The sequence below is a fragment of the Streptomyces sp. NPDC056128 genome (assembly GCF_042263835.1).
In the GTDB taxonomy this organism is placed as follows: domain Bacteria; phylum Actinomycetota; class Actinomycetes; order Streptomycetales; family Streptomycetaceae; genus Streptomyces.
Genome location: NZ_JBHJVQ010000004.1, coordinates 130,658 through 152,863 on the forward strand (window position 1 = coordinate 130,658; position 22,206 = coordinate 152,863).

General features: G+C 68.5%; 19 protein-coding genes. 8 read left to right on the forward strand and 11 right to left on the reverse strand.

What is annotated here, in order from left to right; genetic code table 11:
- The first annotated feature begins 299 nt into the window (after positions 1-299).
- Positions 300-845 (forward strand): TetR/AcrR family transcriptional regulator, encoded by a 546-nt coding sequence (locus ACFC1X_RS11245; protein ID WP_376352133.1) that lies wholly within the window; start codon positions 300-302, stop codon positions 843-845.
- A gap of 452 nt (positions 846-1,297) precedes the next feature.
- On the opposite strand, the gene ACFC1X_RS11250 is transcribed toward ACFC1X_RS11245, so the two are convergent.
- Both ACFC1X_RS11250 and ACFC1X_RS11255 read right to left on the reverse strand, forming a co-directional pair.
- Complete coding sequence (locus tag ACFC1X_RS11250; RefSeq protein ID WP_376351246.1) at positions 1,298-2,395, reverse strand: amidohydrolase family protein; 1,098 nt, start codon at positions 2,393-2,395, stop codon at positions 1,298-1,300.
- A complete protein-coding gene (locus tag ACFC1X_RS11255; RefSeq protein WP_376351249.1) occupies positions 2,392-2,985 on the reverse strand; it encodes a nuclear transport factor 2 family protein in 594 nt (197 codons plus the stop codon). Before ACFC1X_RS11255 ends, ACFC1X_RS11250 begins: the two co-directional genes overlap by 4 nt.
- A gap of 80 nt (positions 2,986-3,065) precedes the next feature.
- Here ACFC1X_RS11255 and ACFC1X_RS11260 point away from each other — a divergent pair, with 80 nt between their 5' ends.
- A complete protein-coding gene (locus tag ACFC1X_RS11260) occupies positions 3,066-3,950 on the forward strand; it encodes a LysR family transcriptional regulator (protein WP_376351251.1) in 885 nt (294 codons plus the stop codon).
- A gap of 541 nt (positions 3,951-4,491) precedes the next feature.
- Here the strand turns inward: ACFC1X_RS11260 and ACFC1X_RS11265 are convergent.
- Positions 4,492-5,190: an alpha/beta hydrolase gene (locus ACFC1X_RS11265; protein WP_376351254.1), complete on the reverse strand. Its 699-nt coding sequence runs from the start codon at positions 5,188-5,190 to the stop codon at positions 4,492-4,494.
- 28 nt (positions 5,191-5,218) lie between these two features.
- Entirely contained in the window at positions 5,219-6,868 is a 1,650-nt protein-coding gene (locus tag ACFC1X_RS11270) for an MFS transporter (protein WP_376351257.1), read from the reverse strand.
- Between the two features lie 148 nt (positions 6,869-7,016).
- Between ACFC1X_RS11270 and ACFC1X_RS11275 the strand changes: the two genes are divergently transcribed.
- From ACFC1X_RS11275 to ACFC1X_RS11285, 3 genes are all read left to right on the forward strand, one after another.
- Positions 7,017-8,036 (forward strand): Lrp/AsnC family transcriptional regulator, encoded by a 1,020-nt coding sequence (locus ACFC1X_RS11275; RefSeq protein WP_376351259.1) that lies wholly within the window; start codon positions 7,017-7,019, stop codon positions 8,034-8,036.
- 387 nt (positions 8,037-8,423) lie between these two features.
- Positions 8,424-8,684, forward strand: a complete 261-nt coding sequence (locus ACFC1X_RS11280) for a hypothetical protein (RefSeq protein WP_376351261.1) — start codon at positions 8,424-8,426, stop codon at positions 8,682-8,684.
- Between the two features lie 70 nt (positions 8,685-8,754).
- On the forward strand, positions 8,755-8,916 hold the full coding sequence (locus tag ACFC1X_RS11285) for a hypothetical protein (protein ID WP_376351263.1): 162 nt from the start codon (positions 8,755-8,757) through the stop codon (positions 8,914-8,916).
- A gap of 134 nt (positions 8,917-9,050) precedes the next feature.
- Here ACFC1X_RS11285 and ACFC1X_RS11290 read toward each other — a convergent pair whose 3' ends face one another.
- The 4 genes from ACFC1X_RS11290 to ACFC1X_RS11305 form a co-directional block, all read right to left on the reverse strand.
- Entirely contained in the window at positions 9,051-10,178 is a 1,128-nt protein-coding gene (locus ACFC1X_RS11290) for a LacI family DNA-binding transcriptional regulator (RefSeq protein WP_376351265.1), read from the reverse strand.
- Between the two features lie 75 nt (positions 10,179-10,253).
- Positions 10,254-11,045, reverse strand: a complete 792-nt coding sequence (locus tag ACFC1X_RS11295) for a carbohydrate ABC transporter permease (RefSeq protein WP_376352136.1) — start codon at positions 11,043-11,045, stop codon at positions 10,254-10,256.
- Positions 11,046-11,180: 135 nt separating this feature from the next.
- Positions 11,181-12,128, reverse strand: a complete 948-nt coding sequence (locus tag ACFC1X_RS11300; protein WP_376351267.1) for a carbohydrate ABC transporter permease — start codon at positions 12,126-12,128, stop codon at positions 11,181-11,183.
- A 59-nt stretch (positions 12,129-12,187) separates the two neighbouring features.
- Positions 12,188-13,465, reverse strand: coding sequence for an ABC transporter substrate-binding protein (locus ACFC1X_RS11305; protein WP_376351270.1), 1,278 nt, complete (start codon positions 13,463-13,465; stop codon positions 12,188-12,190).
- 299 nt (positions 13,466-13,764) lie between these two features.
- Here ACFC1X_RS11305 and ACFC1X_RS11310 point away from each other — a divergent pair, with 299 nt between their 5' ends.
- On the forward strand, positions 13,765-14,094 hold the full coding sequence (locus tag ACFC1X_RS11310) for a hypothetical protein (protein ID WP_376351273.1): 330 nt from the start codon (positions 13,765-13,767) through the stop codon (positions 14,092-14,094).
- 36 nt (positions 14,095-14,130) lie between these two features.
- Positions 14,131-15,480: a glycoside hydrolase family 28 protein gene (locus ACFC1X_RS11315; protein WP_376351276.1), complete on the forward strand. Its 1,350-nt coding sequence runs from the start codon at positions 14,131-14,133 to the stop codon at positions 15,478-15,480.
- A 94-nt stretch (positions 15,481-15,574) separates the two neighbouring features.
- Here ACFC1X_RS11315 and ACFC1X_RS11320 read toward each other — a convergent pair whose 3' ends face one another.
- The 3 genes from ACFC1X_RS11320 to ACFC1X_RS11330 all read right to left on the reverse strand — a co-directional run bounded on the left by ACFC1X_RS11320 (position 15,575) and on the right by ACFC1X_RS11330 (position 20,559).
- On the reverse strand, positions 15,575-16,717 hold the full coding sequence (locus tag ACFC1X_RS11320) for a glycoside hydrolase family 5 protein (RefSeq protein WP_376351279.1): 1,143 nt from the start codon (positions 16,715-16,717) through the stop codon (positions 15,575-15,577).
- Between the two features lie 384 nt (positions 16,718-17,101).
- The gene (locus ACFC1X_RS11325; RefSeq protein WP_376351281.1) at positions 17,102-18,139 is read right to left on the reverse strand and encodes a LacI family DNA-binding transcriptional regulator; all 1,038 of its coding nucleotides are present in this window, start codon (positions 18,137-18,139) and stop codon (positions 17,102-17,104) included.
- Positions 18,136-20,559 carry a glycoside hydrolase family 2 protein gene (locus ACFC1X_RS11330; RefSeq protein ID WP_376351284.1) on the reverse strand — a complete coding sequence of 808 codons (2,424 nt, stop codon included), beginning with the start codon at positions 20,557-20,559 and terminating at the stop codon, positions 18,136-18,138. Before ACFC1X_RS11330 ends, ACFC1X_RS11325 begins: the two co-directional genes overlap by 4 nt.
- Positions 20,560-20,829: 270 nt before the next feature.
- Between ACFC1X_RS11330 and ACFC1X_RS11335 the strand changes: the two genes are divergently transcribed.
- Positions 20,830-22,152: an ABC transporter substrate-binding protein gene (locus ACFC1X_RS11335; RefSeq protein ID WP_376351286.1), complete on the forward strand. Its 1,323-nt coding sequence runs from the start codon at positions 20,830-20,832 to the stop codon at positions 22,150-22,152.
- The last annotated feature ends 54 nt before the right edge of the window (positions 22,153-22,206 follow it).

The following is a 22,206-nucleotide window of genomic DNA, read 5'->3' on the forward strand; positions in this document are numbered from 1 at the left end:
TCGTGGAAGAACGTGTGACTCAGCACCGCCATCAAGCGATGGCAGCGTCAACGGGCACTGTGGGGGGAGGGAGCTACCTCGGTAGGGCGTCAAGAGGTTGAGCACGAAAGTTCGGGTGCTTTCGGCGCTACCTGACCTGCCTCGCGGTCTCATTGTTCGTCCCGCGTAAGAAACGATCCGTTTCTTCAGCAGGAAGGTAGGCTCATCCGCGAAGAAACGCAACGTATCGAAGAGAAGGAATTATGAGGGCCACCCGACGGCACGGTCGCGAACTGGAGGGCGCGATCTCCGAAGCCGTGATGAGCGAGCTCCGAGAGCGTGGCTACTCGGGGGTAACGTATGACGGGGTCGCCACGCGCGCCGCGACGAGCAAACCGGTGCTCTATCGGCGGTGGCCGACCCGAGCCGAGATGGTATTGGCGGCCGTCATCGCCTCGACCACCGAGGTGGTCGCCACCCCCAGCACCGGCGACCTCGTCCAGGACCTCAAGGCACTCCTGCGGTCGATGCGGGACAACTTCGGCCCTACGGACCGCTCGACGATGCTCGGACTGCTCGCCGAGTCGAACCAGGACGCCGCCGAGACGATCCGAGCGCTCATCTACCGATGGGGAGCCGACCTCGTCGAGCCGGTGGTGACCCAGGCCCGGGCGCGCGGCCAGCTCGGCACGGGGATGATCCCCACCTCCATCCTGGCCCTGCCGTTCGACCTCGCCCGGCACGAGTTCGCGATCCGGGGTGTCCTCCCTGACGAGCGGATCGACACGATCGTCGACGTGATCGTCGCGCCCCTCATGGTGGCCAACAGCCGCAGCGTTGAGGCTCCGGTCCACGAACCCACCTGAGCGTCGATTCGTCGCTGAGGAACGTCCCGAAGTGTCCGGCTGTGTGTCGGCGTGTGGTGGAGCAGACGCGCGGTGAGGTAGTGCGCCGCTTTATGCTCGGGCTGCGCCCCCCGGATTGACAGGTCAACCGCGCTCCCGGATCGGTGTGGACCGCGTCCAGCAGTCCCGTGACGGTCGGCGATCAGGTGGTGCTTGGAGCCGGGACCGGCCCGGCCTACGGGCGAGCGACAGCACGTACAGGACGTTCGCGGGCGCCGTTCGGTCCGGAACACGCAACTGTCCCGGATAGCGGCACCGCCTGTTGACCAAGATCGTCAAGCACCAGACCGCAACTCAACGCACTCTGAAATGATCAGCCAACCCAGTGCACGCGTCCCCGCGTCAAGGGAGCGGATGCCCGGGAGTGCTCTGCCAGCCTCTGCGGACCAACCTCTTGGATTTCCTGGCGCTGATCAAGACGCTGCGGCGTCGACGTGCCGGCCGAGCGTCCAGGCAGCCTGGATGCCGCGGGTCGCCGCGATGTCGGATACCGGGTCGCCCATGACGAGGACGAGATCGGCGCGCAGGCCGGGTTGGATGCGGCCGCGGTCTTCGAGGCCGAACGCGGTGGCGCTGATGCTTGTTGCTGACCGCAGCGCTTCCAGGGGGCGCAGTCCGGCTTCGACGAGCAGGTGAAGCTCGTCGTGCAGGCTGCTTCCGTGCGGCACCCCCGCGGGGACTCCGGGCTGTTCGTTGGCGTCGGTTCCGGCCACGAGGATGGCGCCGGCCCGGTACAGTGCCGTGACGGTGTTGCGCGCGTGATCGTAGGACAGGTGGGGGCCGCCGAGGTTGCGTGCGGTGCCCATCATCATGGTCAGCGTGGGAACGACGACACGTCCTGCCTCGGTGATGGCCTGCACGAGGTCTTCACCCAGGTCGGCATCGAGCGGCGCGTGGGTGAGAATGTCCACCCCGGCCTGGACAGCGAGCGCGATGGCGCCCGTGTTGCTGGCATGGGCCACCACGCGAAGACCCGCCTCGTGGGCGGCGTCAACCACGGCGGTGGCGGTGTCCTTTTCGGGGCCGCCCGCCCCCGGCCGCTCGAGGACCAGCTTGACGTAGTCCACGCCCTCGGCGGAGCGGGCGGCGACCCGTCGCCGGCCTTGCTCGGCTGTGGCCACGATGTCCTCGGCGGGGAAGCCGGGGATGCGCGAGTGAGGGCCGCCGGGCCCGACGAGCGGGGTGCCGGCGCTGCGGATGTCCGCTCCGTGGTCGCCGGCGCGGAGCGCGGCGAGGAACTCCGGCGGCCAGATGCCCATGTCCAGTGCGGTCGTGACGCCGAACCGGGCAAGGGTCGACTGTTCCTGAGGGTCGCGGAAGTGCACGTGTGCGTCGATCAGGCCGGGCAGCAGCGTGGCGCCGGTGCCGTCGATGGTGACGCCGTCGACCGGGGGTGTGCCCGTCCGGGTGACGGCGGCGATTCCCGACTCGTCGAAGGAGACGTCGTGGCGTCCGTCGAGCAGGTCGGTGCCGTCGAAGACGGCGACGTCCGTGACTGTGGTCGTCTTCATGCGTGGTCCTGTCCGTTCAGCCAGTCGCGTGCCGCCTGCTTGATGTCGCGTTCCTGGCCGCTGCCCTTGGTCGGGAAGGTGCGCTGGACGGGGAAGCCGCTCGCGTCGAGCAGATACGCCAGCGCCCCGTACTCGCGCGGGTGCCTGGCGAGGGCGACCGCATCGATGTCCACGGGAGCGCCAGGGTAGGTGAAGGTGGCCACGTCGTAGATGCACCTGCGGTCGAGGATGCGCCAGGAGCCGTCCCTCCGCTCGATCCGGTCGAAGAACCGGCTGTGAGCGTTGCAGCCGAGTGCGAGCTTCACGTTCTCGCCGATGATCACGGCATTGGTCTCGGCGAGCGCTCGGGTGCCGTCTGCGGAGAACGTCGCGACCGGCGCCGTGACGAGGTGCTTGGTGCGCAGGTCTGAGGCGCCCATGCGGGCGGACGCATCTACGAACTCGGACGCGAGGCCCTCGAACCAGGTCACCTCGATCCGCCCGTCGGGGTGGAAGAGCCGGCGTAGCTGTTCCCACTCCCCGAGGTCGCGGTGGATCCATCCGGTCATGAGGTCGGCGATGTCCTGCCGGCCCTGAAGCGTTGCGTCCATGCATCCAGCCTGCGCTCACCTCGAAGATCGGTCCAGTAGATTAATACGAATGGTCGATCGTTTCAGGCGATGGGAGAGAGATGGAGTTGCGCCATTTGCGGTATTTCGTGGCAGTCGCGGAGGAGCGGCACTTCGGCCGCGCAGCGTCCCGGCTGCATGTGACGCAGTCGACGCTCAGCGCGCAGGTGCAGGGTCTGGAACGAGAGGTGGGTGGGCCGCTATTCGTCCGGACCAGTCGGCGGGTCGAGCTGACTGAGGCGGGTGGACTGCTGTTGGTCGAGGCGCGTCGTGCGCTGGCCCAGGCCGATCGCGCACTTGATGTCGCCCGGCAGTCGGTCAGCGGAGGGATCGGGACGCTGCGGATCGGGTTCTCCGGTGTCGCAGTACTGGAGAGCGTACTGACGGAAGATGTGCGGGACTTCCACCGGGCCCACCCTGAGGTGCAGGTCGAAGTGACCGAACTTCCCCCGGCCTCGCAGGTGCAGGGGGTTCGCGAGGGAACGATCGATGTCGGTTACTGCCCTCACCTCGGTCCCGACGACGTGCCGGACCTGACCGTGGTCCGGCGTTTGGAGACCTCTCTGTCGATCGCCGTGCGGACCGGGCACCCGCTGGCCACGGCTACGGCGATTACGGTCGCCGATCTCGCGGACGAGCACCTCATCGTCTACGCGGCCGATGAGAACGACGAGTTCCTGCCCCTACGGCTGGACGCCGTCCCGGGTGTGGACCGGGGTCGGATCCGTCTGGTGGGCACCACGCTCGGCGCTCTCGCCCTCGCCGCGTCGGGCGCCGGGGTAGCCGTCGTGCCCGCAGCGACGGAACGCATCGGGCTGCCAGAGATCACCTATCGGCCCTTGAACGGGCCAGTCGCCAGGCTGGACGTCATGCTGATCAGCAGATCCGACGAACTGTCAGGGGCGGTGCGCGCCTTCACCGGCCGTCACCTGGTGCCAGACCGTTGATGCACACGCCGAAGAGTCCCGTGCTGTTGGTCTCTGCGGAGCACGGCAGCCACGCTGGGCGAGGCTCAAACGGCCGGGCCCGCGACGGTCGAGTCGGCGGGTAGGGACCGCCTCGACCGCGAGGCAGGGCAACCTCGGACAGGGTACGTCCGGGGCGGAGCAGATACGGCTGTCGGCCGCGGGGGCGTGGGCACGCTCTGGCTCGCTGCCGACCAAGTCCTGGAGCGCGTCGTAGTTGTAAAGAAGGTGCACGTCGAACCGAGCCACGGCGAGTCGTGCCGGTGGGTGCACCGGATCTCCCGGTCCTGCGGGAAGCTTGTCTTCTTCGAAGGCCACGCGCGCACCTTGTCAGGAATGGGAACCCGCGAGCCGGTGGCGCTGTTGAGAGCACTGTGGCGGCCTCAGGGGCAGTGCCGGTGTCAGGCGCTGAGTGAGCCTGCCGAAGGTGTCCATGAGCCGGCGGCTGCCGGGAAATGTGGCGCCGCCAGCCCTGCTGGGCGGCCTCTTGAGCTGTACAGGGGTCCTGCTGAGTCGGGCCGAGTCAGGCTTCGGCGGCGCGGGAGATGTCGCCGAGGAGCGTGGCCAGTTGGGCGGGTGCTGACAGGAAGGGGCAGTGGCCGGCGTCGAGCCGTGCGACGTGCGTGGCACGTACGGACATCTCCGCCTGCAGCGCCGGCCGGAGGGCCTGGTCGCGTTCGCAGAGCACATAGGTGGAAGGTACGGTCCGCCACGTGGCACGGGTCACCTGCTCCCCGAACGACCTCCGGCTCTGCCCGATCAGTTGGCTCATGGCGTACTCGGCGCAGTGACCAGGCAGGTCCCCGTACAGGGCTTCGCGGGGATCTTCGAAGGAGACGGGAGCGATACCGTCCAACTCGTGGCCCCTGCCCGCGGGGTGGCCGTGGATGCTGCCGACGGAGTCGCCCTCGGCCGGCATGTAGGCAGCGAGGTAGACGAGGTGAGCGAGGCTTGGACGGGCGGCGGTCTGCGTGGCCGGGAAGCCGCCGTAGGAGTGGGCTACGACGATCACGGGACCCTCCGTCTGCTCAAGGTGCGCGGCGATTTCCTCGGCATCGTCGTACATGCCGGCGCTGGGCGCGGGCCCTGCACTGGGCAGGTCGACCGTGCGGGAGTGAAAGCCGTCGGCGGTGAGGGCGGCCTGAAGACGGGTCCAGCACCCCGATTGGTGCCAGGCGCCATGGACGAGGAGGAAGGAGGGGCGTACTGCGGGGTCGGGCATGACGGTGCTCCCTGGTGGTGGCGGGTCGTTATCGGCGCTGGGCCCGGGCAACAGCCTGGGCGGGCGGGTCCGCTGTGGGGTTGGCGGCCGGGTTCCGTGAGGCGTGGCAGGTGGGCGCCGGGGCACGTGGGGTGGCGGGGAGGCTGTCCTGGGGCGCTGGTGTGGCCGTCCGGCCCGGCGATCGCACCAGGGTCAGGACGATCAGTGCGCCGAGGACGGCCGCGACGGACGAGAGTAGGAAGACACTGTCGAGGCCGGTCGCAAAGGCCTGGTGCACCAGGTGTTGTGCATCCGTGCGGTGGGCTGGGGGCGCCGCCTGTACCAGGGGCCCGGCCTGTCCCGCGGCCAGGGCCGCGGCGCCCATGTCGGGATCAGGAACGGCACTGGACGCGGTGAGAACCTCGGCCGTCCGGCTGGTGAAGACCGCGCCGAGTACGGCGATGGCCAGGGTCATGCCCAGTTGGCGGAAGGTGTTGACAGCCCCTCCTGCCATCCCCGCCTGCCGTGGCGGTACGGCGGAGGTGGCGGCGGAGACCAGCACAGGGGTGGCCAGACCCACACCGATCCCGGTGACCACGAGGCCGCAGACGAGGGCGGCCCTCTGCGCGTCGGCCGTCATACCCGCACGCATCAGCAGCATGCCGGCCGCGATGAAGAGGAGCCCCAGGCCAATCGGCAGACGGGGGGCGAACCGCTGGATGTGGCGGCCGGCCCCGGCGGCCACCAGGAATGACGCGCCTGCCATCGGAGTCAGGGCGAGGCCCGCGGCGACCGGGCTGAGGCCCAGCACGGACTGCAGCCACACGGAGACCAGTACCAGACAGCCGAAGGCGACTCCCTGGAGCATCAACGCAGCGCTCATCAGCCCCGCGAACGACGGGCGTCGCAGCAATGCCAGATCCAGCATCGGGGCACCGCCGCGCCGTGCCATGCGGTGCTCGATCACCACGAACGCGGTCAGGGCCATGATGGTGAGGGCGAAGATCGTAAGGATCTCCGCCGAGGTCCAGCCCGCTTCAGGGCCGCGGATGAGCCCGTAGGTGAGGGTCGTGGCGGCGACGGTGAAGGCTGTCGCGCCGGGGAGGTCGACGCGGGCCGGCGCGCCGGTGGCGGACGGGTCGCCGGGCTGGTCGGCGCGTACTGCCCGCACCGTCATGGCGATGGCGACGGCCGCGATGGGCAGATTGACCCAGAAGATCGCCTGCCAGCTCAGGTGCTCGGTGAGCAGGCCGCCGAGCAGAGGGCCAACCGCGGCGGCGGCGCCGTTCGCGGCGCCCCAGACACCGAAGGCCGTGCCCCGGTCCCTGCCCTGGTAGGAGGACATCAGCAGGGCTGGAGCCGTGGCGAACATGGCGGCGCCTCCGACGCCCTGCACCACGCGGGCGGCGATCAGTACGCCCGCGTCGGGGGCGAGGCTGCACAGGAGGGAGGCGAGGCCGAAGAGCCCCAGGCCGTAGACGTAGAGCCGCCGGTGCCCGAACCGGTCCGCCAGGGAACCGCAGGCCAGGAGCAGAGCGGCGAGGGCCAGGGCGTATCCGTTGATCACCCACTGCAATGAAGTGAAGGAGGCATCGAGATCACTGGCCATGCTGGGCAGGGCGACGTTCACGATGGTCACGTCCACCAGAAGGATAAAGGCGCCAAGGCAGACGGCCAGCAGGGGCCACCACTTGCGCATGTCGTTCTCCGTTCGCATCGTGCGTGCTGTCCGGGACGGCCGGTGAGTGCAACCACACCCGCACCGGCTCTCCAGCGAGCTTCGGATGCCTCGGCTCATTCAATAAGGAAGAGATGTCAGGTTGCGCAGATTCGACATAATGGAATCCATGAAGACGTATCTCGACACGACTGATGACGCGGACCGTGCACTGTCGTACGAGGAGACGAAGCTCGCGCACGCCCTCCAGATCAACGGGCGGGCCTCGTTTCAGGAGATCGCCAGAGCCCTGGGGGTGTCCGACCAGACCGCCGCGCGCCGCTGGTCCCGCCTGCGGTCTACCGGCAAGCTCAGGGTCCTGGGCCTGACCGATCCGCTTCGACTCGGCGACTCCTCCTGGGTGGTGCGCATCCGATGCACGCCTGATGCGGCCGCCTCCATCGGAGAGGCGCTGGCCCGGCGCACGGACACCAGCTGGGTCAGCCTCAGTTCCGGCGGCACCGAACTCGTCTGCGCCGTACGGGCCCGGGGACCGGGGCTGCGGGAGCCGTTGCTTCTGCAGAAGCTGCCGCGCACGCCGCAGGTGATGGATGTCTCGGCGCACTGCCTGCTGCACGTCTTCTTCGGCAGGCACCTCAGCTCGATCAACAAGAGCGGACCGCTGACGTCCGCACAGGTCCCGGCGCTCTCACCGCGCCCTGTGCAGGAGCCGGGGAAGGACGCGGCCCCGGCGGTGGCGCTGAACAGCGAGGACCGGCATCTGCTCGATCTGCTGGCCCGGGACGGCAGGGCGGCGCCGGCGGATCTGGCTGCCGCGACCGGACTGTCACCGTCGACGGTGCGCCGCCGGATCACCGAGCTGGGAGCGGCTGGCGTCCTCTACTTCGACGTCGAGTACCACCCCGGCGTTCTCCAGCAGAGCTTTCGGGCGGCACTGTGGCTGGAGGTCGACCCGGCCCGCCTCGCAGACGCGGGCAGTGCGCTGGCCGCCCATCCCGAGGTTCCCTACGCCGCCGCCGTGACCGGCACGGCCAATCTTTACGCCAGCGTGGCGGTCACGAGCGCACAGGACTTCTACCGCTACCTGACCAGGTCGGTGGCCACCTTGCCTGGCCTGCGGCACACGGCTACCTCGCCCGTCCACCGCACCCTGAAAGGCCCCGGCCCCTACCTCCCGGCCACAGCATGACCCCCTCCGCACCCGCGCTCCGGCGGGGACCTCTGCTGTTCAGGCGGCGTGGTGCGCGTGGCCGAGGCACCTGATGCGCCCCACTGAGCCTCCGCCAACTTGAAGCCACAGGACAACTTCGCCGAGACGTTCGGGGTGCCGGTGGAGCGTACTCTTCCGGGGCGGCGGCGAGCGGACCGTGCCGCTCGTGGTGCGGCGCTCCGAGGACTTCCAGAGTGGTAAGCCACCCACCGGATGGCGGGCTGCCGGCTCCTCGACCCACGCGTGGCTGCCGCTGCTCACCATAGGGGCGGCGGCCGGAGACCGTCTTCTGGCGGTCCTCGGCCCCAAACGCTGGCCGGGTGAGCTGGTCGCGGGGAAATCGTCCTCATCGCCTACGCCGGGGCGTTGTTCTCGAGCGCCCTCTACGACAACGTGCTGGCGTTCTTGAGCGGCATCTACCTGCTCGTCGCCTGTATCGGGGCCGCGGGGATGGTCGAGGAGGCAGCGCTGAGGTCCCCAGGTGATGCGACGACGTGCACGGTGACCGAGGTGAACGTCCGGGTGGAGACGAGCACGCACACCGACTCGGACGGGATGACGCACACCACCACCAAGACCCACTACGACCACGCCCTGGACTGCGACGCCGCCACGGGGCCCCTTTAGATGACCCGCACCGAGCGGCTCGCCGACACGGGAAATCGCATCGCCCATCACCTACGACCGTCAAGAGCGAGTGAAGCCCCAACTGACCGGCGAGGTCGCCGAAGACGACCGCAGCAACGAGTGGATGCTCGGCCTCGGACTGGCCATCACCCTCATCACCCGCGTCCCCGTCGGCCTCACCGAGGGAAGCGACTGGTGGGACGTCTCACGCGACACGCCCCGGCCTGCCTAATGAGCTGCCCCTGCAGCTATACAGGAACCAGCGGCGCATCCCTCCCGCGTCTCTGCTCGGTGGAACAGGAGCGCGCCTCTTTGGGCCTGCAAGCAGGAGGGCGGCTGCCGCAGCGGCAGCCGCCCTTCTCTCGCTTACCGTCCGGTCAGCCGCGGCGGGAGTCCGGACGCGCTCTGACGGACGACCGGCCCCGTCGACTCCCTGATGACCAGGTGCGGCGGGGGTACCTCCGGAGGGGGCGGTACCTTCTCGCCGAGTGTGGTGAGCAGGCGCAGGGCAACTGCTCTGCCGATGAGCTGGACGTCCTGGCTGATCGTGGTGAGGCGGGGATGCATCCACACCCCGATCGGCAGGTCGTCGTAGCCGACGACGGAGACGTCGTCGGGCACGCGCAGACCGAGGCGGGCCAGGGTGCCCATGCCCGTCAGGGCCATTGCGTCGTTGGCATAAAGAATCGCGGTCGGCGGGTGTGGTGACCGGAAGAGTGCGCTGGTCGCCCGGTCGGCCGCGGCATTGCCGAACTCACCGGTGAGGACCGCGTGCGGGCGCAGGCCGTGCCGGGCGAGGGCGTCCTCCAGGGCGCGGCGGCGCAGTACGTTGTGCACGCGGTCTTCGGGTCCCGCCACCGACGCGATCGACCGGTGCCCCTGGGCGACGAGGTGGTCCACGGCCGCGGTGACCGCTTCCATCTGGCCCTCGACGTGCAGGCTTTCCACGGTGCCGCTCGCCGTCGACCGGTCGTCCCAGGCCCGGCCCACCATCAGTCCCGGCATGTGCAACCGGTGCAGGAGGCCGGGACGGGTGTCCCCGAGACGGCTTTCGGTGAGAACGAAGGCGTCCACCCGGCGTTCGCGCGCGAGGCGGCCGTACAGCCGCTCCTCGTGGTCGGCGTCGGCACCGATGAGGTGCAGTTGCAACCCGTAACCGAGCGGGCCGAGCTCTTGTTCCATGCCGGCGATCAGTTCGGCGAAGTAGGGGTCGGTAGTGAGCAGATCGGGGGCACGGGAGACCACCAGGCCGACGGTACGGGTGCGTTCGCCCCGTAGCGCGGTCGCGGAGGCGCTGGGCGACCAGCCGAGTTTGCGGGCCGCGTCGAGGATCCGCTCCCGGGTCGGCTCCGAGATGCCGGGACGGTTGTTGAAGACCTTGGAGACGGCGGACTTCGACACCCCGGCGAGCGCGGCGACGTCGATGATCGTGGGCTGCGCCGGACGGATGCGCGGCGGCGAGGCAGCCGTCGCTGCGTCCCGTTCGGTGCTCATGCAGTGGACCTCCGGTTCATGTTTCCTCTCCGAGCGCCGATCGGGCAGGTGGCGGTGGCGCGGAGCCCGCAAGTGTCACGCCTTGATGGCACCGCTGATCAATGCTTCCTCCATCCGGCGCTGGAGCAGTACGTACACGATATAGACCGGAACGAGGGTGAGAGCCGTGCCGGCCATCAGCACTCCGTACTCGGTGGACTGGTTGCTCTGCAGTGTCGGCAGAGCGACCTGAATGGTCCGCTGGCTGGTGTCGGGGCCGATGATGACGAGCGAGTACAAGTACTCGTTCCAGAAGTTGAGGAAGTTCAGCAGCAGGATCGTCGCGATGCCCGGCATGCACAGCGGTACGAAGATCTTGCGCAGCACGGTCAGCGTGCCGGCGCCGTCGACCCGGGCGCTCTCCTCCAGCTCGGCCGGGATGGTGCGCATGAACTGGGTCAGCACCACCACCGACAGCGGAAGGGCCCCGGCAGGCAGCAGGAGGATCACGAAGGTGCGGGTGTGGAAGAGGCCGGTATAGGCGGCCATGAGGAAGGTGGGCACCAGCGCGGCGAAGGTGGGGACGAGGAAGCCGAGCGAGAAGAGGCGTTCAAGCAGGCGAGCGGCACGGCCGTGGCCGCGGGCCAGCGCGAAGCTGGCCGGCACCGCGAGCAGCAGTGTCAGAGCGAGGGCGACCGCGGTGACGAGCGCGGAGTTGATGAGCGCCAGGTCCAGGCGGGCGTATTGCAGCGCGTCGCCGATGTAATGCCATTTGGGATGGTCCGGTGGGGTGAGCGGGGAGTCGAAGATCTCTGTGGTGGTCTTGAGAGAGGAGATCAGCAGGTAGTAGAGCGGCACGACGAGCACGAGGGCGTAGAGCCAGACCATGGTGTGGCTCAGCCCGGCCAGCCAGCGGCCGAGGCCGCTGGGGCGGCGGCTGCCCGGCCGGCGCCTCGTCGGACGGCGGGTGGCGGAGGGCGTGGTGGTGGGAGTGTGCGCGGTGGGCATGGCTGCTCCTGGCGGTCAGTAGGTCTGCCGCAGGACGCGGCGGATGACGAGCATGCCGAGCAGCCCGATGGCGAAGAGAAGCACGCCGGCCGCCTGGCTGTACCCGAGGTCGGACTGGACGAACGCCTTGTTGTAGACCAGGAAGGACAGGTTCGTCGTGGCGTTTCCGGGGCCGCCCTGGGTCAGCAGCAGCACGTTCTGGGCGGAGGAGAACAGGATCCACAGGAACTGGAGCATCGTGGTGACGCCGACGTAGTCCTTGGCGACGGGGAAGGCGATGCCCCACATGCGGCGCCAGTGACCCGAACCGTCGAGTTCCGCGGCCTCGTAGATTTCCCGCGGGATGCTGCCGAGCCTGGCGGCGAAGAGTACGGCGGTGAAGCCGATGCCACTCCACAGGTCCAGGGCCATGATGCAGGCGAGTGCCGTGTGTTCGTCGGCGAGCCAGGAGCGGGTGAGCGCGTCCAGTCCGGCGCTGTTGAGGAGTCCGTTGAGCAGGCCGTTGGGCGCGAGGACGCCGTAGGCGAGCATCGCCTTCGCGGAGGCCGAGATCAGGGCTGGGGTGAAGAGCACCACGCGGAGGAGGCGATGGCCGCGCGGCCGGAGGGTGAGGTAGTAGCCCACCATGAAGGAGGTCACGATGAGCACCGGCAGCACGACGCCGAGCTGCACGGCGCTGTTGCGGGCCGCCGTCCAGAACAACGGGTCGCCCAGTACGGTCGAGTAGTTGGCCCAGCCCGCCCAGGAGCGGTGGGCGAGCATGCCGGGCCAGTGCAGGCCGCTGATGACGAACATCGCTATCAGGGGACCCGCCATGAAGAGCAGGTACCAGAGCAGCGCGGGCACCGCGAGCAGGGTGACGGTGGAGCGGCGGCTCTCGGTGGCCGTCCGGATCCGCGCGGGCGGTTCTGGGTGGGGCTGGAGAGCCGCCGGGGCCGGTGTTGGGGGGCTGATGTGCGCCATCGGAGGATGCCCTTTCCGCAGGGGGCCGGTCGTTGTCCGGGACCGGTCGGGGGTGAGGATCAGCTGCGGTAGGCCGCGTCCATGGCCGCCGCGATGGAGTCGGCGCCGCGGCCGGGCTGGTAGGCCAGACTGCTGGCGCGGATCAGCGGCTGGGAGACCGCGGGCGGCACGTACAGATCGGGCAGGACCGCGTAGTCGATCCGCGCATCCGGCAGCCTCAGGGAGGCGGACACCAGCGGGAAGCGGGGGCTCTCGGTGGCGCCGCACACGGCCATCACCTGACCGGCGTCCTCGACGAAGGCGCGGCTGCTGGCGGGCCGGTACAGGAAGGTGATGAAGCGCCTGACGAGGTCGATCTTCTTCACGCCGTTGGGACTGATCCAGATGCCGGTGGCGGTATAGCCGCGGAACGCGGTGGGTGCGTGGTAGACCCCGTCGGGAGGCACCGGCCAGCCGCCCAGTTCCGTCACGGCGGCGATCTTCGGCGGGACGTTGATGAGGGTCGAGGAGATCGCCGATATGGCCGGGGCGCGCCCGGTGTAGTAGTCGGTGTTCATGGAGTCGGCGCTGAGTCCCTGGGCGCCCTTGAAGAAGACGCCGGCATCGCGCAGCCGCGTGAACAGCTCCAAGCCGCGCACGGCGCGCGGATCCGCCGCGAAGCCGGCCTGCCGGAAGAGGCGGGCGGCATCCTCGGCCGGCAGGTACGCCTGCATGATCTGCATCAGGAGCTTCTGTCCCGACCAGTCGTTACCGCCGATGCTGACGAGCCCCCGGCCGCCGGCCGCCCGCACCTTGCGGGCGGCGGTGACCAGCTCCTCAGTGGTCACGGGTACGCGCGGGATGCCATAACGCCGCAGCAGGTCGGTGTTGTAGGCGACGGGCCAGGTGAAGCCGTTCCACGGAAAACCGGCGATCCGGCCACGGGCGTCGGTCCACTCCTCGAGTGCCTGCGGCAGGAACACGTCGCGCAGGCCCCACACGTCGAGGTAGCGGTTGACGGGGACGGTTGCCTTGAGGTCGGTCCAGGAGAGTGACTTCTCGGCGAGGTTGACCATCACGACGTCGGCTTCCTCGTGGGCCAGCCGCGCGGTCTCGTACACGTTGATGAGGTCGGTTCCGCCGGAGACGAGATTCTTGATCCGGGACCCTCGGTTGCCGCGCTCGAACTGGTCACAGAGACGGTCGTAGACCGTCGCGTTCGCCGAGCCGGCGGTGAGCATGTTGTGGACCACGAGGGTGTTCGGGTCGTCGTCATCCGGACTCAGCGCGCCGCACCCCGCGAGAACGGGAGCCAGCGTGGCCGAAACCGAGCCCTTGAGTAGATTTCTACGCCGCACTCCGGAGTCCTCCCGATCGCCGCGTCAAACCATTTGGTAGAACGGTTTCGCGCAGCCTAAGGACCCCCTCTGGCGGCGTCAATCCCCACTGAATGGCGGATCTACTCGATCAGACGAGACTGGAAGGCTCTCTTGTTCGCCACTAAGTGGAACGATATATCTGTGATGGTGCGAGAACCGACGACTGCCGAGCACGCATCGGCCGCACGGCCGGAAAGGAACGCTCACGTCATGCGGCGCAACCAACAGACGGCCACGGCAGGCCCGCCCTGCTGCGACGTCGCGTCGGCACGGGCTCGATGGCCCTGTGCACCTACCCCGTCGAGCACATGGCCGCCGCCTCGCCGTTCGTCAACCCGGAGGCCACCCACCTGCCGTATGCCGCCCTCGCGCGCGAAACAGGGGTCCGCCAGGACGTCACCGTCGCCGACCCGGCGGTCCTCGTCGGCGAACTGGCCCATGCGGACGGTCGGCGCTTCGTCTGGTTCATCAGCCAGCACGAGAACACGGTGACCGCGAAACCGGTCCTCACCAGGGGCCTCGCGCTCCACGACGAGGAGGGCGCGCCCCTGAACAAGCTCACCCTGCCGGCGTTCGGCGTCCGCGTCCTCAGCCTCGTCACCGCCTGAACGGCCCGCAGCCCTCACTTCCCGAAAGGAACCAGCATGTACGACGTCAGGGAGTTCGGAGCCGTCGGTGACGGCGTCGTGGACGACACCGCCGCGGTACAGAAGGCCGTGGATGCCTGCGCCACGTCCGGCGGCGGCCGAGTGGTGCTGCCCGGCGGCCACACCTTCCGCACTGGCACCGTGACCCTGCGCTCCCACGTAGAGTTGCACCTCGAACACGGGGCAACCCTCGCCGGCAGCCCGGAATTCTCCGACTACACCGTGCGGTTCGGCGGTGTAGTCCTCAACGACGGCACGCCCCGGTGGGGCGCTGATCCCACCGGCGTCCTGCTGAACGCCGAGGGCGCCGAGAACATCTCCGTGACCGGGGCGGGCACCATCGACGGCGCCGGCCGCCACTTCGTCATCTCGGACAACGGCTACATCTACACGATGGACCAGCAGCGGCCCTTCACCGTCTACTTCCGGGACTGCCAGAAGGTCACCTTCCGCGACGTGTCCATCGTCGACGGCGCCGTGTGGACGCTGCGCCTGTCCCTGTGCGACGACGTCCTGATCCATGGCATCCGCATTCACAATGACCTCAAGACACCCAACAGCGACGCGATCGACCTCGACTGCTGCCGCCGCGTGCGCATCAGCGACTGCGACATCGTCGCCGGCGACGACGCCATCTGCCTGAAGGCCTGCCTGGAACACACCGGCACCGACCGCGAGACCGCCCCCGTGTGCGAGGACGTCACCGTCACCGGCTGCACCATCACCACCACCTCAAGCGCGCTCATCGCGGGCGTGGAGGGGCAGAGCAAGATCCGCAACGTCGTCTTCTCGTCCTGTGTGATCCGCGCCAGCGCCCGCGGTCTCGCCGTCCGCCTGGGCGAGGGCGGCGACATCGAGAACGTCCTCTTCAGCGACATCACCGTCGAGACCCGCTTCTTCCACGAGGGCTGGTGGGGCCGGGGCGAACCGATCGCGATCATGGCCGTGCCCTGGACCGAGAACTGCGGCACCATCCGCAACATCCGCTTCCGCAACATCCTGTGCCGCTCCGAGAACGGCGTCCTCGTCGTCGCCCAGGACCCGGGACGCGTCGAAGGACTGGTCCTCGACGGTGTCCGCGTGGAGATCGACCGTTGGAGCCGCTGGCCGGGTGGCCATGCCGACCTGCGCCCGCGGCGCGCTGAAGGCTTCCCCGCGATACCTACGGACGGTTTCCACTTGGAGAACGTCCACGACGTACGGCTGCGTGACTGCGAGGTGGTCTGGACGGCTCGGCCCGAGGACGCCCGCCACGCGCTGTACGCCGGGGGCTGCACGGAACTGGAGAACCGGGACTTCCGCGGCGAGGCGGCGCATCCTGGGCTGGATCCGGTACTCATCAGCTGAGCGGCCAAGGCGCCACCGCCGGGCACTACGGAGGCCCCGGACCTATTCGTCCGGGGCCTTGCCGCGTTCCCGCGTCCGGAAGCATGGGCGGAGGTCAGCCGTCGGCGCCGCTTCCCCGGACCACACAGGACCGGTTGTTCTCCCAGCCCCAACCGTCACCGTCGGAATCCGACGAGCCGCCGTTGACACAGTACGGATAGCCATTGGGCGCGGTGCCGCTCCCGCCGCCGTAGACGGTGGCGGGCTTGGACGTGGCGGCGACGCCGTTGGCGCCGTTGAAGAAGCGCTGGCCCCAGCCGGTCAGAGAGTTCGCGTTGAAGGCGTTGACCATGTCGAGGTACTCGACACCGCCGCCGTTGCCGCTCCAGGACCAGCCGATGTAACCCACGCCCAGGGACTGCGCGGTGGCCATGATGGCGTCCTCGTCAGGATTGCCGTCGCCGTGCTGGTTGCCGAACTCGCCGACGACGATGGGCAGTCTGCTGCGGACGAAGTGGTTGAGATAATCCTGCACCTCTGCGGCGGTGTCGTAGACCCCGTACATGTGGACCGAGAAGATGGTGTTGCGGTCGGGGTCGGAGGCGAAGACCGATGCCGCGTTGTCCCTCATGGTCCCGGACCAGTCCTGACCCCAATTGGGGGCGTCGACCATCAGCGCGTGGCTGATGCCGGCGTTCCGGAGCTTCCCGATCGCACGTTTGGTGGCGTCGGTCCATGCGGCGTAGTTGGTGTTGCCGAACGGTTCGTTGCCGATATTGACGACGACGTAGTTCTCCTGGCCCTGCAAGGCGCTCTTCACGCCGATCCAGTAGTCGGCAGCCTTGTCGAGGGTGGTGGCTGCGCCGTCTTCGCCGTATCCGGTGGTGTCGTGCACCTCCAGGACACAGATGACCCGGTTGGCCTTGCACTGGCGGATGAGCGAGGAGACCTCGGCAGTGCTGGTACGAGTCCATCGATCACCGTTGCTCAGGACGACGCGGACGGTGTTGGCTCCCTTGGCCGCTATGTCGGCGATGGAGCTCGTTCGGTCGGGAAACCAGGCGTGGGCGTGGTTGGCACCACGCATGACGAACGCGTTGCCGTTGGCCTCGACGACGCGTCCGTTACTGACACGGATGCCCGTCGGCGCGGCATCCGCCTCTTCGGCGAAGGGACCGGTCACTGAGACCAGCAGGCTCAGGACGGCGGCTAACGTCACGCCCGCCGTCGTGATCAGGGTGCTCTTCAGCTTTCGCATATGTCTCCTCGCGTGCGGATGCGGTGCGGAACGACTCCAGGGGACAGGACTTCCTCAGCGGAGCCCTCGCTGAGGGCATGGTTCGCAGGCGTCGCGGGTGGGGGGCGGCGCCGATCAACTGCGCGCGTTCGCATGTGACATCGGCCCCTGGGAGGCTCTCCCGGGCCGTCGTCACACCATGAGGCAACGCTCGTTGCACCCATGTCAATAGGCGGTTCGCGATCCCCGTGACGGACACGGAGACGTCCCTCAGCTAAACCGCTAAACTACCTGATCAGTCATCAGGCGCATGCATGGCGATTTACCATCAGCGAAAATATGGCCTATGTAACGGAAAGCAGGCTGTAGCAACACTCTCTGTCACTCACTTGGTGAACCGGTACATCACCGGGTCGACGAACGGGGCGAGGCCGTCGATGCGCGCGGCACGAGAGAGGGTGTGGCCACCGGCCGGGAGGCGGCCTGGCGGCCATCGAGGACATCGAACAGCACGTGTGTGACCTGAGCCCCGAAACCGTGCACGTCGTGACTCATCGCCGACAGCGTCGGATGGGTCAGCCGGCACAGCTGTGAGTCGTCCCAGGCCAGCAGGGACAAGTCATCCGGTACGGAGATGCCCATCTCGGTTGCGACACCGAGTCCGGCGACCGCCATGATGTCGTTGTCGTAGAGGATCGCCGTGGGCCGTTCCGGCGTCAGCAGGAGGGAGCGCGTGGCACGTGCTCCGTCGTCGCCGGAAAAACTGGTCTCGATGTGCGGGCCGCTCCGGAGGCCGAGTTCGCTCATGGTCTGTTCGAAGGCGGTCGTCCTGATGGCGCTGTGCCCCAGGCCGCGGGGGCCACCCACGTGTGCGATGCGGCGGTGTCCCAAGGCCGCCAGGTAGCGCACCGCCTCGGCGACGGCGGCCGCGTCGTCGGTCCAGATGGACGGGAAGCCCCCGGTGAGCGAGGGGTGGCCGACCGCCACGGCCGGCAGGCCCAGCTCTCGCAGCGGTTCCACGCGCGGATCCTCCTGGTGGAAGTCGACCAGGATCGAGCCGCCGATCTGCCGCTCCCTCCACCAGCGCTCCTGCAGAGTGATCTCCTCCTGAAGCGAGTCGACCAACCGCAGGAGCAGGGAGCAGTCCCGCTCGGACAGCACGCTCTCGATACCGGAGATGAACTCCATGTAGAAGGGTTCCAGGCCCAGCAGGCGGGCCGGCCGGCAGATGGCCAGCCCGACGGTGTCGACCGACTGGCGCGACAGGCTGCGGGCCGACGAATTCGGCGCCCATCCCAAGCGCCGGGCCGCCGCGAAGATACGTTCCCGGGTGGCCTCGGAGACGCCCGGTTTGTGATTGAAGGCCAGCGACACGGCACCCTTCGACACGCCAGCGGCGGCCGCCACGTCCTTGATGGTGACGCGCTCGGGAGATGCGCTCACGCCGGCTCCACGCAGTACAGCGCGGCGCGCACTGCGTTGGCTCCGACTTCGGCCGCACTCGTGACCCGCAGGCGGGCCTGTTCGCCAGGAAGGAGGGTGCGAAGTCCGCTGTCGCAGCCTGCTTCGGGGCCGAGCCGGTCGGCCTGCAGGAGTAGGTCCCGTACGAGAGTGTGCGCTTTCACCACGACCTCGACACTACCCGTAACACTGCCGGCCGGGGACTGCACGGCCACGTCGTAGTGCGGAGTCGGGTACGCGAAGTCCTTGTCCGGCACGGGAACGTGCAGCGCGCGCAGGTCGTCACAGTCAGCGACGAGGAACTCCTTCCCCGACAGCTCGTCGGGCACCAGTGCCTCCGGCACGCGATGCCGGTGCACCGAACGAGCCGGGACGGTCACGTCGATGACGACTCCTGCCACCTCGGTGCCGTCCGCCCGCATCCGGCGCACAGTCACCGCAGCCTGCCACTCCTCGGCGGCCTGGTTGACGACGGCCAGCACCGGCCCGTCGGCCTCCGGCTGGAGCGTGAGGAGGCGGTCCGCGTAGACGCGTCGCAGCTCGTGGTAGAGGGGCTTGAGCCTGCCGTCGCCGTCGATGGCGGCCCAGGAGCTGACCGGCCAGCAGTCGTTGATCTGCCAGACGACGGTGCCGGCACAGACCGGCCAGTGCGAACGCCAGTGCTCGATGCCGGCGGCGATCGCGCGGGCCTGGACGACCTGAGTGAGGTAGTGCCAGCGGTCGAAGTCGTCGGTGGGCAGGGCGAAGTGGCGTTCCACGCCCCGGTTCAGCTTGCCGTTGCCGTCCTCGGCCTTCTGGTGGTGCAGCATGCCAGGCGAGTCGGGGGCGAGTCGTTCACCGGGCAGCGCGCGCCGCAGCGTGGCCATGGCTGGGGGTGCCTGCCAGCCGAACTCCGAGACGAAGCGGGGCACCGATTCGCGGTACTCGGCGTAGTCCTGGCGGTTCCAGACCTCCCAGGAGTGGTGGGTACCGTGCTCCGGGTCGTTCGGGTGGTGGTCCCACGACCCGGACCAGGGGCTGCCCGCGGTGTACGGCCGGGTGGGGTCGAGCTCGGCGACGACGCGAGGCAGCAGGTCGAGGTAGTAGCCACCACCCCAAGAGTCGCCGGCGAGTGCCTGCTCCCACTCCCAGTCCCGAAAGCCCCAGAGGTTCTCGTTGTTGCCGTTCCAGAGGACGAGACTCGGATGCGGCATCAGCCGGACAACGTTGTCCCTGGCCTCCGCCTCCACCTCGCCGCGCAAGGGCTGTTCCTCGGGGTAGGCGGCGCAGGCGAACAGGAAGTCCTGCCAGACCATCAGCCCCAGCTCGTCGCAGGCGTCGTAGAAGGCGTCGTCCTCGTAGATCCCGCCGCCCCAGATCCGCACCAGGTCCACGCCGGCCTCGGCCGTCTGACGCAACCTCGTGCGGTACCGCTCGGGCGTGATGCGCGAGGGGAACACATCGTCGGGGATCCAGTTCACCCCGCGGGCGAAGACACGTACACCGTTGACGACGAGAGTGAACCCGGTTCCGTGCTCGTCCTCGGAACGGTCCAGCTCCACGTTCCGGAACCCGATGCGTCGCTGCCAGGAGTCCAGCAAGCCTTCCTCCGGACCCTCCTCGACCAGCGTGACCTCCAACTCGTACAGCGGCTGTGAGCCGTGGCCGCGTGGCCACCACAGGGAGACGTCGGGTACGTCGAGGGCCAGCACGGCCCGCGTGCCGTCGACGGCCGCATGGGCCTCGACCCCGGCGGCGGAGGCCCGGACGGCGAGAGCACGGTCCGCGCCCCGCTCCGTTCGCTCGACCTCGACCCGCACCTCGACCCGGCCGGTTTCGCCGTCGACCGTCACCAGGGGACGCACGCCGGCCAGCCTCGCCGTCGACCAGCGCTCCAGCCGCACCGGACGCCAGATTCCGGCGGTCACCAGCGTCGGTCCCCAGTCCCAGCCGAAGCTGCACGCCATCTTGCGGATGTACTGGAAAGGCTCCGGATAGACGTTGGGTCGCTCGCCCGTCAAGGCCCGTACTGCCGCTGCCTCGTCGTAGGCGGATGCGAAGTCCACCTCCAGCAGCCCGTGGCGATCGGTTACATCGAAGCGGTACTGGCGATGCATGTTGCGGGTTCGCCCCAACTCCCGCCCGTTCAGGGTGATGGTCGCCGCCGTGTCGAGTCCCTCGAATACCAGGTCGGTCCGCTCATGACCCTCTTCAGCGGTGTCACGGGCCGCCACGTCCCGGAGATAGGCCCAGGCACGTTGGCCGACCCACGCGACGTCCGTCTCATTGACGCCGAGGAAGGGATCCGGGATCAGACCGGCGGTGAGCAGATCGGTGTGGACACAGCCGGGGACCTGAGCGGGCAGCAGACTGTCGCCGTGGCGCAGCCTCCAGTCCTCGGCGAGCTGGGCGACTTCCCTCATGTGCGGCTCCTTAGGCGGGACGGACCTCGTTCGTTGCTCAATGCGACACAACCTAACTCCACATAAGTGAACCGGTCTAGTCCTTGTCCGACAGGCGGGAACTAGGGCAATAATGCTTACGGCAGCGAGGTGTTTCCATGGGGGCACATGCAAGGCAGTAACGATTGCGCATCGCGCTGCGTCACGCGGCTTTACCGGTTAACCACCGCCTGACATAGTCGCCGTCAACCACCAGAGCCTGAGCCGCAAGTCCTGGAAGGAGCTGGGCACATGGGGAAGAAGACGCTGGGCATCGCTCTCCTCGCCACCGCGATGCTGACCGTCGCGGGGTGCAGTGGAGGGGGCAGCCCGAACGCCGGCGAGACCGCCGCCGCCCCGGTGAATCCGGACGGCGTCTCGGGAGACATCACCGTCCTGACCAATCGCACCGACCTGGTCCAGGACGGGACGATGAAGCGGTATGCGGCGGAGTTCAACAAGACGTACCCCGAGGTGAAGGTCAGGTTCGAGGGGCTCACCGACTACGAGGGTGAGGTGAAGATCCGCATGAACACGGAGGACTACGGCGATGTCCTGCTGATCCCCTCGGTGATCGCCAAGGGGGACTACCCCAAGTTCTTCGCTCCGCTCGGCGACACCTCCTCGATGAAGGACACCTACCGCTTCACCGACAAGACCGACATCGACGGTACGACCTACGGAATCGCCACGTTCGGCACCGCCAACGGCTTCGTCTACAACAAGGCGCTGTGGAAGAAGGCCGGCATCACGGAGTGGCCGACGACGCCACGGCAGTTCCTTGACGACCTGAGGGCCGTCGAGGAGAAGACCGGTGCCACTCCGTACTACACCAACTTCAAGGACGGCTGGCCCCTCGAAAGCCCCTGGACCAACAGCATCGGGTCCGTCAGCTGCGACACCCAGGCCCACGACAAGCTGGCCGAGATGGACAAGCCCTGGAGCAAGGGCAACGACCTCCACACGCTCGACACCCTGCTGCACGACATCGTTCACGAGAAGCTCTCGGAGAAGGACCCGGCCACCACCAACTGGGAGAGCTCCAAGACCCTCCTGGCAAAGGGCGAGGTGGGCAGCATGCTGCTCGGCTCCTGGGCCATCGACCAGATGCGGGACGCCGCCGAGAAGGCCGGCCAGAACCCCGACGACATCGGCTTCATGCCCGTGCCGGCTCAGGAGAACGGGCGCTTCTGCACCACCCTGGTCTCCGACTACCAGCAGGCCGTGAACATCCACTCCGACCACAAGAGTGCCGCCCGTGCTTGGATCGACTGGTTCACCGAGAAGTCCGGGTACGCGGCGAAGGAGGGCGCCGTCTCCGTCCTGAGGGCTGGGGCATTGCCAAAGACGCTCGACGATTTTGTCGACAACGATGTCAAGATGATCGAGCGCTCCGCGGCCGGGACGGCCGAGGTCAACGCCATCGACAACGCCTCCGAGATCGGCCTGACCAAGCCGGACTACCGCAAGAAGCTGATCGACATCGCCCGCGGTGCTGTGGACGGATCGCTGGACGAGTACTTCGACGACCTGAACAAGCGCTGGTCCGAGGCCAGGCAACTGGCCGGCTCCTGAACCGGCCCCAGCCGGCTCCTCCTCAGCCGGATTCTTACCCGGCGGGAGGGGCCC

What these genes read in the sequence shown, in the direction of transcription:
- ACFC1X_RS11245 (WP_376352133.1), top strand. Translation starts at nt 300, where the DNA reads ATGAGCGAGCTCCGAGAGCGTGGCTACTCGGGGGTAACGTATGACGGG.
- ACFC1X_RS11250 (WP_376351246.1), bottom strand. Translation starts at nt 2,395, where the DNA reads ATGAAGACGACCACAGTCACGGACGTCGCCGTCTTCGACGGCACCGAC.
- ACFC1X_RS11255 (WP_376351249.1), bottom strand. Translation starts at nt 2,985, where the DNA reads ATGGACGCAACGCTTCAGGGCCGGCAGGACATCGCCGACCTCATGACC.
- ACFC1X_RS11260 (WP_376351251.1), top strand. Translation starts at nt 3,066, where the DNA reads ATGGAGTTGCGCCATTTGCGGTATTTCGTGGCAGTCGCGGAGGAGCGG.
- ACFC1X_RS11265 (WP_376351254.1), bottom strand. Translation starts at nt 5,190, where the DNA reads ATGCCCGACCCCGCAGTACGCCCCTCCTTCCTCCTCGTCCATGGCGCC.
- ACFC1X_RS11270 (WP_376351257.1), bottom strand. Translation starts at nt 6,868, where the DNA reads ATGCGCAAGTGGTGGCCCCTGCTGGCCGTCTGCCTTGGCGCCTTTATC.
- ACFC1X_RS11275 (WP_376351259.1), top strand. Translation starts at nt 7,017, where the DNA reads ATGAAGACGTATCTCGACACGACTGATGACGCGGACCGTGCACTGTCG.
- ACFC1X_RS11290 (WP_376351265.1), bottom strand. Translation starts at nt 10,178, where the DNA reads ATGAGCACCGAACGGGACGCAGCGACGGCTGCCTCGCCGCCGCGCATC.
- ACFC1X_RS11295 (WP_376352136.1), bottom strand. Translation starts at nt 11,045, where the DNA reads ATGGTCTGGCTCTACGCCCTCGTGCTCGTCGTGCCGCTCTACTACCTG.
- ACFC1X_RS11300 (WP_376351267.1), bottom strand. Translation starts at nt 12,128, where the DNA reads ATGGCGCACATCAGCCCCCCAACACCGGCCCCGGCGGCTCTCCAGCCC.
- ACFC1X_RS11310 (WP_376351273.1), top strand. Translation starts at nt 13,765, where the DNA reads ATGGCCCTGTGCACCTACCCCGTCGAGCACATGGCCGCCGCCTCGCCG.
- ACFC1X_RS11315 (WP_376351276.1), top strand. Translation starts at nt 14,131, where the DNA reads ATGTACGACGTCAGGGAGTTCGGAGCCGTCGGTGACGGCGTCGTGGAC.
- ACFC1X_RS11320 (WP_376351279.1), bottom strand. Translation starts at nt 16,717, where the DNA reads ATGCGAAAGCTGAAGAGCACCCTGATCACGACGGCGGGCGTGACGTTA.
- ACFC1X_RS11330 (WP_376351284.1), bottom strand. Translation starts at nt 20,559, where the DNA reads ATGAGGGAAGTCGCCCAGCTCGCCGAGGACTGGAGGCTGCGCCACGGC.
- ACFC1X_RS11335 (WP_376351286.1), top strand. Translation starts at nt 20,830, where the DNA reads ATGGGGAAGAAGACGCTGGGCATCGCTCTCCTCGCCACCGCGATGCTG.